Below are 12,178 nucleotides of genomic sequence, written 5' to 3'. Positions count from 1 at the left end.
CGACGTTGACCGCCCCAACGAAGGCGTCTTCGCCTGGCAGGAAGACGACGGCACCGACAAGCCGGGTGATTGGCTTGCGCTCCGCTACGACCTGACAGCACCGCTCGCCCGCGTCTTCGCCCAACACCGCAACGACCTGCCAACGCCTTACCGCCGCTACGCGATGGGGCCGGTCTGGCGCAATGAAAAACCTGGTCCCGGGCGCTATCGTCAGTTCTATCAGTGCGATGCCGATACCGTGGGTACGGCGTCTATGGCGGCAGATGCCGAAATCTGCATGATGCTGTCTGATACGCTGGAAACCGTCGGCATCCCACGTGGTGACTATCTGGTGCGGGTCAACAACCGCAAGGTGATGAACGGCGTGCTGGAGGTCATGGGGCTGGGCGATGACCAGCTGGCCCGCGACAACGTGCTGCGCACCATCGACAAATTTGACAAGGTGGGCGAGGCCGGCGTGCGTGAGCTGCTGACCAAGGGCCGTCTGGATGCCTCTGGTGCCTATATTGACGGGGTTGGTCTCAGCGCTGATCAGGCAGATCCGGTGATTGCCTTCCTGACCTCCAAGGCTGATACGGCCGCGAAGACCTTTGAGAACCTGCGCGCCGCCGTTGGTGCCTCAAAAGTGGGGGCCGAAGGCATTGGCGAGCTGGAACAGATCGGTGATCTGATGGCCGCCGGTGGCTATGGCGCTGACCGGATTGAGATTGACCCCTCGATTGTGCGGGGCCTGGGATACTACACCGGCCCGGTCTACGAGGCCGAGCTGACCTTTGAGATCTTTGACGACAAGGGGCGCAAACGGCAGTTTGGCTCTGTTGCCGGGGGCGGGCGCTACGATGATCTGGTGAAACGTTTCACCGGTCAGGAAGTACCGGCAACGGGTATGTCCATTGGCGTTGATCGCCTGCTCGCTGCGCTGCGCGAAAAGGGCCGCCTCAGTGCCACGCCCACGGGGCCTGTTGTGGTCACAGTGATGGATAAAGCCCGCATGGCGGATTATCAGGCGATGGTGGCCGAGCTGCGGAATGCTGGCATTCGCGCCGAAGTCTACCTGGGTAACCCCAAGAATTTTGGCAACCAGCTGAAATATGCGGATAAGCGTAATTCCCCCATCGCGGTGATCGAAGGCGGTGACGAAAAGGAAAATGGCGTCATTCAGATCAAGGATCTGATCCTGGGCGCCAAGATCGCTGAAAGCGCCACGCTGGAAGAGTGGAAAGAGCGTCCCAGCCAGTTTGAAGTGCCGCGCGGCGATCTGGTCGCCAAGGTGCGCGAAATTCTAGAGAGCCAGGGCTAGACCATGATGGATCGCTCAAAAACACTGGCGCGGGCCGCACGGCTGCGCATGAACTTTGAGGCCGCTGGGGCGCAGGTGGTGGAGCCACCTCTGTTGCAGCCGGCCGGCACCCTGCTGGATCTCTATGGTGAGGACATTCGGGCCCGGGCCTATGTGACCTCGGATGCGGTGCGTGGCGAACAGATGCTGCGCCCGGATTTCACCCTGCCGGTGGTGCAGATGCATATGCGGGAGGGGGCCGAGCCCGCGCGCTATACCTACGCCGGCGAAGTGTTTCGCCGCCAGGAACATGACCCGGATCGCGCCAGCGAATACCTACAGGTGGGCTATGAGGTGTTTGACCGCGATGATCCGGCTGCCGCCGATGCCGAGGTCTTTGCGTTGATTGCCTTGCAACTGCGTGGCTTGCCCCTGCGGGCGGCAACCGGGGATATTGGTATTCTGATGGCTGCGGTTGAGGGGTTGAACACCACGCAGATCCGTAAATCTGCCCTGATGCGCCATATCTGGCGTCCCCGGCGGTTTCGCTCTTTGCTGGACCGGTATGCCGGCCGCAGTGCGGTGCCGGAAAGCCGGTTGAAACTGCTGTCCTCGGAAAGCGGGCTGACGGGGGAGACGACGGTTCTGGGCAAGCGCAGCGAAGCGGAAGTGGAGGCGCGCATTGCGCTGCTGCGGGCCGATGCTGCGGCGCCGCCCATTGCGGAAAACGAGTTGCTGGCGCTTGAGGCGCTGATGGCGGTACGCGAAACCGTACCCTTTGCCATTGAACAGATGCGCGATATCGCAGTGGACCTGCCTGCAATCAACCCGGCCCTGGATCGTCTGGACGGGCGGATTGCGGCGCTCAAGGCGCGGGGCATTGATATTGACAGTCTGGATTTTGAGGCCTCCTACGGGCGCACCTCGATGGAATATTATGACGGGTTTGTCTTTGGATTCTATGCCGAAGTGCGGCCGGATTTGCCTCCCATTGCCAGTGGCGGGCGCTATGATGCGCTGACGCGGCAATTGGGGAATGGCGGTGAAATCCCCGCTGTTGGGGGCGTGCTGCGTCCGGATCTGATGCTGATGCTCGAGGAGGGTCAGTCATGAGCCTGAAACTGGGTGTGCCGTCCAAGGGGCGGCTGATGGATAAGACGTTTGATTGGTTTGCCAAACGGGGCGTGACCCTGGCGCGGACCGGGTCGGAACGGGAATATGCCGGCGCCATCGAAGGGGTTGAAGGCATGGAGCTGGTGCTGCTCTCGGCGGGGGAAATCCCGCGGGAGCTGGCGGCAGGTCGCATTCACCTGGGCGTGACCGGCACCGATCTGGTGCAGGAAAAACTGCCGCTCTGGGAGCAACAGCTGGAAGAGCTGGAGCCACTTGGCTTTGGTCATGCGGATTTGATCTTGGCGGTGCCGCAGTGCTGGATCGACGTGGATACGCTGGATGACCTGGATGCGGTGGCGGCGGCTTTCCGCAAAACCCATGGTCACCGCCTGCGGATTGCCACCAAATACCACCGCCTGGTGCGTGAGTTCCTCACCGAGGCCGGAGTGGCAGATTACCAGCTGGTCGACAGCCAGGGCGCCACTGAAGGCACGGTGAAGAATGAAACCGCAGAGATGGTGGCCGATATTACTTCCACCGGCGAGACCCTGCGGGCCAATCACCTCAAACTGCTGTCGGATGGTTTGGTATTGCAAAGCCAGGCGACCCTGTGGCGCAGCCGTGTGGCCTCCTATTCGGAAGCGGAACGCGTCGCGCTGAAGGCGCTGTCAGAGTTGATCCACGGCTGAGCTGGGGGTGACCGGGGAATGACCAGGGAACGCTGAGTTAGAAGGCCAAAAGGGGGGGCTCCCGCCCGTCGCCCATGCACTAAAGTGCACCGGGCTCCCGTTGGGCCCGGCGCCGCGCTATCGCGCGGCGCTTTTTCGTGCTGAGACAGGTTTTGCGCAGATCAAGAGCAATGCATACCCTTGTGGCCGCACGGCTAAACCCTGTTGCGCAGGGCGGTGCGGTGGTGCGTGCCGCAAAATCCGGACACCAGAGAGGCCACTGTGGCTTTCTGCCGATTAGAGGACGCCGATTTCGGCCAGAGCCTGGGAGAGCTCCAGAGGCAGAGGCTCTTCTGTGCTGCGCCCTTCTGGCAGGTCGGCGGGGCTGTCTTCGGGCTTGAGGTAGCGCCAGCCCTGAAAGGGGCGTTTGGTGGCGGTCTGGGTGCGGTGAAGTTTGGCGTCAAGGATAATGGCGCAGCGGCGAATACCATCCTCGCCGATCACCTCATCCATGCGCAGGATGCGCTGGCGGCACTGGATCTGTCCCTTGATGACCCAATAGATTGATCCACCAGCGAGAATCTCTGCCTCGCGTTTGGGCCACATGCGGGTGACGTGACGCGGCAGTCCTTCGGGCAGTCGCAGCCCGGTCATGTCCTGCCAGTCCTGCAGGTTTTCGACGCTTTCTGTGCCAACAGAGAGCTTCACCAGATTGACATAGTTATCCACAGCTTCCCCACAGAGTCGTCCAGAGCCCAACCCTTATATAGTGTTTTGAAATTTGGTGCGAGCAAGATATTGTGGTACACTCAGTAATTATTTCTCAATGATCTGTGATTTCACCGTTGAGGATTTCCACCAGCCTGTAGTATCGAAGCCGCCACTCACCTCCGATCACCGACCAATAGGGAATCACTATATGAGCCGCTTTGCTGCCCCCATCGCCGCACAAATCTGGGATATGAAGTATCGTTTCAAGGAAGCGGACGGCACCCCCATCGATGTGACCGTGGAGGATAGCTGGCGTCGTATTGCCCGTGATCTCGCCCGCGCCGAGGACAAGCCCGCCGTCTGGGAAGAGAAGTTCTACGAGGCGCTGGAAGATTTCAAATACCTGCCCGCAGGCCGGATTACCGCTGGGGCCGGCACCGCGCGTCAGGTGACCCTGTTCAACTGCTTTGTGATGGGGACCGTACCCGACAGCATGGCGGGTATTTTTGACATGTTGAAAGAGGCGGCGCTGACCATGCAGCAGGGGGGCGGCATCGGGTATGACTTTTCGACCATTCGCCCGCGCGGCGCGGATGTCAAAGGCGTGGCGGCAGATGCTTCGGGGCCGTTGTCGTTCATGGATGTCTGGGATGCCATGTGCCGTACCATCATGTCCGCAGGCTCGCGCCGCGGCGCGATGATGGCCACCATGCGCTGCGACCATCCGGATGTTGAGGCCTTTATCACCGCAAAATCCGACGCGGCCCGTCTGCGGATGTTTAACATGTCGGTGCTGATCACCGATGATTTCATGGAAGCCGTCAAGGCGGATGGCCCCTGGGAGCTGAAGTTCGACGGTAAAATCTACCACACCGTGCAGGCGCGGGATCTGTGGAACAAGATCATGCAGGCGACCTATGAATATGCCGAGCCCGGCGTGATCTTTATTGACCGGATCAACAAGGCCAATAACCTCAGCTATATTGAAAACATCTGCGCCACCAACCCTTGCGGCGAGCAGCCGCTGCCGCCCTATGGCGCCTGCTTGCTGGGCTCGATCAATATGGCGCGCCTGGTTTCCAACCCTTTTGAAGCCTCTGCCGAGCTGAACCAAAGCGCCATGCAGGAGCTGGTCGCCACCGCCGTGCGTATGATGGACAATGTGGTGGATGTATCGAAATTCCCATTGGAGGCCCAGGCCGCCGAGGCCCAGGCGAAACGCCGGATTGGCCTGGGCGTGACGGGGCTGGCCGATGCGCTGTTGATGCTGGGGCTGGAATATGGCTCGGACGAAGCGGCGCGTCAGACCGACCGCTGGCTGCATGCAATCGCCCGCGCCGCCTATCTGGCCTCGGTGGATTTGGCCAAGGAAAAGGGCGCCTTCCCGCTGTTTGATGCCGAAGCCTATCTGGCCTCGGGCAATATGATGAACATGGATGAGGACGTGCGCGAGGCTATCCGCGAACACGGTATCCGCAACGCGCTGCTGACCTCAATCGCCCCCACCGGAACCATCAGCCTCTATGCGGGCAATGTATCTTCGGGGATCGAACCGGTCTTTGCCTATGCCTATAGCCGCAAGGTTTTACAGAAAGACGGCAGCCGCACCGAAGAAGAGGTCGTCGATTACGCAGTACAGATGTACCGGGAAAAATTTGGCACCGATGCCGCACTGCCCGACTATTTTGTCAACGCCCAGACGCTGCCACCTGCGGCCCATGTCAAGATGCAGGCCGCAGCACAGAAATGGATCGACAGCTCGATCTCCAAGACCATCAACTGCCCCGAGGACATCTCCTTTGACGACTTCAAGGATGTTTACATGCAAGCCTGGGATCAGGGCTGCAAAGGCTGTACCACCTATCGCCCCAATGATGTGACCGGGTCAGTCCTGTCTGTGTCTGAAAGCGCTGATACCGCTCCTGGTGAAACCGCAGATGCACCCCATGCCAGCGCGCAGGGAGAGACCGGTGCCGAAGTGGTCTACATGTCGGAGCCACTGGACCGTCCGCAGTCGCTGGAAGGGCATACCTATAAGCTGAAATGGCCGGATTCGGAACATGCGATCTATCTGACCATCAACGACATTATCATCAGCGATCACCGTCGGCCGTTTGAAGTCTTCATCAATTCCAAAAACATGGAGCACTATGCCTGGACCTTGGCGCTCACCCGGATGATCTCGGCGGTGTTCCGGCGCGGCGGCGATGTCTCCTTTGTGGTGGAGGAGCTGAAGGCAGTATTTGATCCACGCGGAGGGGCCTGGGTGCAGGGCAAATACATTCCCTCGATTTTGGCAGCCATTGGCGGGGTGATCGAGACCCATATGGTCAAGACGGGCTTTCTTGAGGGCGAAGGCATGGGGTTGAAATCCGACCCGCAGGCAGAGGTGGTGAACCTGAACGCCCCCCGCGGTAAGGCCTGCCCAAGCTGTGGCCAATTCGACATGCAGATGATCGAAGGCTGCATGACCTGCCGCAGCTGTGGCCACTCGAAATGTGGCTGACTGAGAAGAAAGCCTCTTGTTGTGAAACCATGCAATTGAGGCCCAATTGAGCTGGTTTTGGGCCCAAATACACGGGCATTGACGCCCAAAGTTTCAAAGGCCCTTGTTTTACCGGAGATTAGGCGACGCCAGCCCAATTGGGTTGGCGTCGTTTTCTACGCTGTTCCACAGGGGGTTGCCGAAGCCCTGCACGATTTTGACAAGGCTCTCCCATGAAGGCCACAACAGGATTGTCAGGGCGTGCAGTCTTTGAGTGCGACTGCTATGAGGGGTCTTTCGGTCAATTTTGGTAGGCGCAGGAGAAGGTGGCGACTCTACTGAGCGGTGCGTGGCGCTATACCGTCTCAGTTCACAATCGCAGGTTGGTCGTGAAGATTTGGCGCAGATTTACCGCTTGGCTCTTTCTTAGAGGCACTTCCATCGAAATGCCGAAGAGTTCGGACCCTGGGTTTAGCAGGTGTTTGTTTTGACCCTGACCATCAAGCTTTTCGAGGCGGCATCTGACAAAAGCCACACAGCGGCTCAGAACGATTTCCTTGTCGCACAATGTCTCCCTGGTGCCCGCAGAGACAGCAGGTGATTGCAGAGAGGTTCAGCAATGCGCAGATAGCGACATTTGCAAAGTTATGGTCGCGGTGCCTGGGGAATAGGTGTTAGCGGCCCACAGCATGCGTAATTGGGCTGCCCTCTATTCTGAGGTCGAGCTCCCGATAGGATCACAGGATATCTGTGAACAAGGGAGATAGAAGATGGAATATTTTGCTGGAATAGACGTATCGCTACGATCCTGTGCGCTTTGCATTGTCGATGGTAAGGGAACCGTACTGCTTGAGCGAGAGCTACCATGCGAGGTCCGCGATATCGCTGAGTGGCTTGGAACGTTTCCCCATCCGATTGAACGGGTCGGTTTTGAAGCGGGCACGATGAGCCAACATCTGTTTTTTGGCTTGAAGGCAGCAGGTTTTGACGTCGTTTGCATGGAGGCGCATCAGGTCAATGCGGCGCTGTCGGCGATGCGCAACAAGACAGACAAGAATGATGCGCGTGGCATCGCTCAGGTCCTCCGCACCGGTTGGTTCAGCCCGGTTCACATGAAGAGCCGCGAAGCGCATGGCGTTCGCGCTCTGCTCAGCACACGCAAGGCACTGCTCAAGAAGACGATGGACCTCGCCAATGAAGTACGTGGGCTATTGAAGATCTTTGGCATTCGTCTTCCCATGACTGTGAGGCACGGCAGCTTTGACGGTGTCGTACGGCCACTGATCGAGATGGACGAAGTTTTGGTCCATGCTTTGGTGCCGCTGCTGGATGCGCGCGTCGTCCTGTATGAACACTTTTTGGAACTGGATCGCAGGGTCAAACGCGCCGCCAGCCAAGATGAGGTGTGCATGCGAATGATGACGGTTCCAGGTGTCGGGCCGATTGCCTCGCTGACCTTCAAAGCTGCAGTCGATGATCCCACGCGCTTCAAACGGTCACGGATTGTTGGTGCGCATTTTGGTCTGACACCGCGACGCTATCAGTCTGGCGAACATGACAATCCCGGCCGCATATCGAAAGCTGGAGATCGAGATGTCCGCGCAACACTGTACGCTGCCGCCAACGCTTTGCTTATGCGCACGATGGCGGGGTCCCAGATCAAATCATGGGGCATGCGACTGATGCGGACCAAAGGACGCCGTCGCGCTGTTGTTGCGGTCGCACGCAAACTCGCCGTCTTGCTGCATCGCATGTGGGTTGATGGCACGGAATTTCGTCAGGATCAGGTAGGAGGCGAGGCATGACTTAAACCGCCACTCATCCCATCCTAACGGGGTCGTCCCTCACCGGACGAGGTCTGTGGAAGAAGCCGAAAAAGTCTGTTGCGCAAGTTGAAGCGCGTCTCACAGCAAGGTTCTCCACTGCCGATCCGACATATGCGTGCAGCGATGCCACCAAAGAGCATCATCTTGACTGCGAAGAGAAGCGTGACCCGGATGAGCGACACTGACCCAAAAAAATGAAGGAAAACGAGCTTGACCCAAACACCCAATTAGAGAAGCACTGCCCCAAACCTGATGAGCTAAACGCTCGCTCAGTATAATCGACCTTTGGTCCCAAAGAGCTATGACTCCGGGCGGGATTACAGGCCACCGCAATCGGCCTTATTTCCCCCAGGGGCAGAGTGCCTCGACCTGTCGGCGACCGAGCTTCTTCAACGTTTCTATGTTATCCAAATAAATCTTCTCTGGGTTCGAAACGTACGCGAGGGTTTTGGTCATCTGGTCTTGACGCAGAAGATGTATGGTTGGATAGGGCGAGCGATTGGTGAAATGGCTTAGATCGTCCGGTGCCACACCGTCAAATTGGTACTGAGGATGAAAGGATGCCAGTTGCACATCCTCTGTCAGCTCTGCTTGCTCCAAGAGTTGCTGAAACCAATCGAGTAAGTCGAGGTAATCATCGAACTCTTCTAGACCTTGGGTAAACATTAGCAGGCTGGTAGCGATGTCATTTTCGTTGGTCACGAGCAGGCGCTGAAGTTCCGTCACAAAAAACTGCTTTAGATGCGCATCGGTCGTGGCGTCACATATAGCATAATGGACTTGGTCTCGGGCTATGACGCTCGAGGAAAATGGGCAAAGATTTAATCCTACCACCATTTGATCAAGCCATCGACGTGTGTTTCTCACCACGTCTTGATGAGCTGTCGATAGTGTTTTTGGTCCGCGCTTTTTAATAGAATGGATCCCTTCATGTTTGGCAGACTTTCAGCACGTTCTGCCCATGGTTCCTATTTGTTTGCGAAAGCGAAACCCATCGAAACGGTGAAATCACTACCGTCTATCGTGTCATGCCATCCTGTGCCATAGCCGAGAACGGCCCATTGCGGACCTGCTCCGGCTTCGGCCACGCTGCGATGCGGCTTCCCAAGAGCAGACATTCGTCCGAGGGCACGTGATCCGATCACTCCGACACAATGCTCGTCAAAGGAGATACCGTCAGCCCGTGCCGTGCGGGAGTCGACCTTCCCGACTACGTCGACGCATTTGCCATTTTGCCCAATCAGTATTGATGCACCACATGAGTCAGTTTCAACTTGGCTCTCGCATCATTGTGTCGCGGCAAAAATCTTCCGCGCCGTCCCGACAACATTCGTGACCGGCGAAGGATTTGCTTTCTTATCTATCTCGATGACCATTGCCGCCGCCGCATTGGCGATCTTTCGAAGTTGGTGCGCGCGAACGTCCTGTGGGTTGGGGCGCTCGAAGTCGATATCGTCGAGGCTGCCTGCAAAGACCTTCATCCAAGGATGCTCTCTTGAGGCGATGAGCTTGGAGAATTCAGTGAAGCCGATGATGCGAAATCGCCGAGGTGAATCCGGGTCGCGCTCTATCATTGCATCGGCGATCGCGTCCTGCCACTCTCTATAGATCAGCGCCTCGCGATAGAAGAGGCTCGCGGCGGCATCTTCAATGGTTTCCTCAAGCGTGGCATCGTCGAGGCGCGGGAGGTTGAGCTCGGTCGCGAGGAAGTCGGCCAAGCAGCGCAAGGCGCGCAACTTCTTATCGTGGTCCATTGTGACTGCGTCGCTCAGAGCTTTTCCTTCGTCGCCGAACGCGCTGTGGGATTTCACCTCGAAGCGGCCAGCGAGGTGAGCGATGTTCATTTCTTCCATGGGCGTAGTATCTAGCCCCCAAACCCCACAGATTCGCAAAAGCCGGTCGCGCTCCACATCAGGGCCGTCTGCTAGGGCTTTGCGAAAGGCATTGATTTGGGCGGCGATCGGCGCCGTGTAAGCTGGGTTATGCGCCGCCAATGAGCTGAGCTCTATTTCCATCCCCCGGATCCACCCAAGCAGGCTGGCTATGCGATACAGCGTGCTTATGCGTTTATATTCATTGAAATCGCGTGGAAGAGCCGCAGTATTGAGGAAAGAATGGCGATGCTCGAGGAAAATTTCCTTGCTTCGCCAAACAATCTTCGCGCAGGCCTCAGCTAAGGGACCAAGATACCGCCGATAGACTTCGTCATCAGTCCGTTTGCGGAGCCATGAAGCCTTTATCCAAGCAAAAAGACCATCCCGCAGCAGAATGACCGCGATTGCGCTGCCACTACCGATGAGAGCAGAAACGATCGCGGGGTTGTCGAGCGACATCTGGGGCGTAGCCATCGTTGGAACATCTCCAAGCTTCAATCCGTCTACCAAAGCCGCTGGTGCGGTCACTAGCCACGCTAAGAACGCAAATATCTCTTCAATCACACTGTCTGTCCCAATTCTTGCCATTAATGACCGAAGATATTTGGTTGGTCAACGATCTCCCAGCTACAGAACTGACGTTCCCGGCCCATTGCCGACCTTGAAAATGGTCTTCGAATGCTGCGTCCGCACCCCACATTGCCGCCATTCGCTGCATGCGCAAAGTCGTGAGCTACCCGAACTTACAGTGTGCGGACTTCGCGGCCGTTCGCTGAATGGTCAACGAATGCCAGCGAAGCACATCTCCCGTCAGCCTTTCTCGGCGGCTTGAAACGCCTTTTTGGCCGTCGTGATCGCATTCATGCAGGCAGGTACACCGGCGTAGACAGAGACTTGCAGGACGATCTCGACCAAATCCTCCCGACTCACCCCGGTATTCATTGCCGCGCGCATGTGGAACTCGAGTTGCCCCTGCACGGAGCCCATGGCCGCGAGCATGGCGACGGTCATCATTTCGCGCGTCTTGAGGTCAATCCCGTCACGGCCAACGACGTCCGCGAACGCGTAGCCGAGGACGAGTTTTGCGGTGTCCGGGTGAAACGCGTCGCGGTTGCGTTGCACCCGTTCCGGTGCTCCCAGCTCAAGGCGGTCAAGAAGAGAAAGCGCTCGGGTCAGTCGATCGGATGCATCACTCATGCGTCCACCCCTTTCATGCCTTCCGCAGTGTAGCGAGCCCCCGATACTGGCCGTTCAGAAAGTCCAGCGTCGATATCGGCGAGATCGGTATCCGAGAGCGCAAGCTTCGCCGCTCCTACGTTGTCGCGCAGGTATTTCGATTGCTTCGTGCCGGGGATCGGGACAATATTGTCTCCTTGCGCAAGAAGCCAGGCGAGCGCCAGCTGCGCGGGCGTGCAGCCCTTCCGCTTCGCCGTCCTAGCGACGAGATCGGCAATTCGGCCGTTCGCCTGCGCCGCTCCGTTCTGAAACCGAGGCAGAAACGCACGAAAATCCCCATCTTCGAACTGTCCGTCCTGGAAGCGCCCCGTCAAGAAGCCGCGACCGAGCGGCGAATAGGGAACGAATCCGATGCCCAGCTCGCGGCAAGTTGGCAGAACCTCGTCTTCGGGGCCGCGGGACCAAAGGGAGTATTCAGTCTGCACCGCCGTCACCGGATGTACGGCGTGCGCGCGCCGAAGTGTCTCGGCGTTGACCTCGCACAGGCCGATGCGCGCAATTTTGCCCTCACCGACCAAGCGCCCGAGCCCCTCCATGGTCTCTTCGATGGGCCGTTCCTGGTCGACGCGGTGGACGTAGTAGAGGTCTATCCGCTCGATACCGAGACGTCTTAGCGAGCCCTCGCATGCCTGCTGTGCATAGTCCGCCCCATTGTCGAGGCTGCGCCGGTACTCGCCCGGCGCGCGGACGATTCCGAATTTCGTCGCGACCTTCATGGGTGCCGACGTCTCGTTGAGAAATCGGCCAATTAGCTCCTCGTTGTGATGCGGACCATACATGTCAGCGGTGTCGAAAAAGTCGAGGCCAAGCTCGGCCGCCTCGTGCAAAACGCGCAGGGACCTGTCGTCGTCGCGGGGCCCGTAGAACTCGCTCATTCCCATGCAGCCCAATCCAAGCGCCGAGACCGTGAGGTCGGTTCCAAGTGTCCGTCGTTCCATTTTTCTCTCCTATCTTGTGCGTTCGATAGGAATGTGGCATTTCCGATC

Annotated in this window: 10 protein-coding genes; 5 read left to right on the top strand and 5 right to left on the bottom strand. The window is 58.2% G+C overall.

From position 1 onward, the window contains the following. The 3 genes from hisS to hisG form a co-directional block, all read left to right on the top strand. Positions 1-1,300, top strand: a 1,300-nt coding sequence (gene hisS / locus QZ268_RS19450) for a histidine--tRNA ligase (RefSeq protein ID WP_295455772.1), incomplete at its 5' end; no start/stop codon positions are given. 3 nt (positions 1,301-1,303) lie between these two features. Beyond that, complete coding sequence (locus QZ268_RS19445; protein ID WP_295455770.1) at positions 1,304-2,392, top strand: ATP phosphoribosyltransferase regulatory subunit; 1,089 nt, start codon at positions 1,304-1,306, stop codon at positions 2,390-2,392. Then, positions 2,389-3,081 carry an ATP phosphoribosyltransferase gene (gene hisG / locus QZ268_RS19440; RefSeq protein WP_295455769.1) on the top strand — a complete coding sequence of 231 codons (693 nt, stop codon included), beginning with the start codon at positions 2,389-2,391 and terminating at the stop codon, positions 3,079-3,081. Before QZ268_RS19445 ends, hisG begins: the two co-directional genes overlap by 4 nt. A 276-nt stretch (positions 3,082-3,357) precedes the next feature. On the opposite strand, the gene QZ268_RS19435 is transcribed toward hisG, so the two are convergent. After that, positions 3,358-3,789 carry a DUF1489 domain-containing protein gene (locus QZ268_RS19435; protein ID WP_295455767.1) on the bottom strand — a complete coding sequence of 144 codons (432 nt, stop codon included), beginning with the start codon at positions 3,787-3,789 and terminating at the stop codon, positions 3,358-3,360. Between the two features lie 190 nt (positions 3,790-3,979). On the opposite strand from QZ268_RS19435, the gene QZ268_RS19430 reads away from it, so the two are divergent. Both QZ268_RS19430 and QZ268_RS19425 read left to right on the top strand, forming a co-directional pair. Continuing rightward, a complete protein-coding gene (locus QZ268_RS19430; RefSeq protein ID WP_295455765.1) occupies positions 3,980-6,277 on the top strand; it encodes an adenosylcobalamin-dependent ribonucleoside-diphosphate reductase in 2,298 nt (765 codons plus the stop codon). A gap of 749 nt (positions 6,278-7,026) precedes the next feature. Next, positions 7,027-8,061, top strand: a complete 1,035-nt coding sequence (locus QZ268_RS19425; protein ID WP_295455763.1) for an IS110 family transposase — start codon at positions 7,027-7,029, stop codon at positions 8,059-8,061. 360 nt (positions 8,062-8,421) lie between these two features. Here QZ268_RS19425 and QZ268_RS19420 read toward each other — a convergent pair whose 3' ends face one another. From QZ268_RS19420 to QZ268_RS19405, 4 genes are all read right to left on the bottom strand, one after another. After that, complete coding sequence (locus QZ268_RS19420) at positions 8,422-8,949, bottom strand: DUF1415 domain-containing protein (protein ID WP_295455761.1); 528 nt, start codon at positions 8,947-8,949, stop codon at positions 8,422-8,424. A 419-nt stretch (positions 8,950-9,368) separates the two neighbouring features. Then, the gene (locus tag QZ268_RS19415; RefSeq protein ID WP_295455759.1) at positions 9,369-10,520 is read right to left on the bottom strand and encodes a hypothetical protein; all 1,152 of its coding nucleotides are present in this window, start codon (positions 10,518-10,520) and stop codon (positions 9,369-9,371) included. Between the two features lie 246 nt (positions 10,521-10,766). Next, entirely contained in the window at positions 10,767-11,153 is a 387-nt protein-coding gene (locus tag QZ268_RS19410; RefSeq protein WP_295455757.1) for a carboxymuconolactone decarboxylase family protein, read from the bottom strand. Further along, positions 11,150-12,130: an aldo/keto reductase gene (locus tag QZ268_RS19405; protein WP_295455755.1), complete on the bottom strand. Its 981-nt coding sequence runs from the start codon at positions 12,128-12,130 to the stop codon at positions 11,150-11,152. The genes QZ268_RS19410 and QZ268_RS19405 overlap by 4 nt, the downstream gene beginning before the upstream one ends. Positions 12,131-12,178 lie beyond the last annotated feature (48 nt).

This window comes from uncultured Pseudophaeobacter sp., from assembly GCA_905479575.1.
Lineage (GTDB): Bacteria > Pseudomonadota > Alphaproteobacteria > Rhodobacterales > Rhodobacteraceae > Pseudophaeobacter.
Note: the sequence above shows the minus strand (reverse complement) of the source record. Positions and strands in the feature narration are given on the sequence as shown.

Bases quoted from the DNA above. Each gene is read 5' to 3' on its own strand.
- QZ268_RS19445 (WP_295455770.1), top strand. From the start codon at position 1,304: ATGATGGATCGCTCAAAAACACTGGCGCGGGCCGCACGGCTGCGCATG.
- QZ268_RS19425 (WP_295455763.1), top strand. From the start codon at position 7,027: ATGGAATATTTTGCTGGAATAGACGTATCGCTACGATCCTGTGCGCTT.
- QZ268_RS19405 (WP_295455755.1), bottom strand. From the start codon at position 12,130: ATGGAACGACGGACACTTGGAACCGACCTCACGGTCTCGGCGCTTGGA.
- QZ268_RS19410 (WP_295455757.1), bottom strand. From the start codon at position 11,153: ATGAGTGATGCATCCGATCGACTGACCCGAGCGCTTTCTCTTCTTGAC.
- QZ268_RS19430 (WP_295455765.1), top strand. From the start codon at position 3,980: ATGAGCCGCTTTGCTGCCCCCATCGCCGCACAAATCTGGGATATGAAG.
- hisG (WP_295455769.1), top strand. From the start codon at position 2,389: ATGAGCCTGAAACTGGGTGTGCCGTCCAAGGGGCGGCTGATGGATAAG.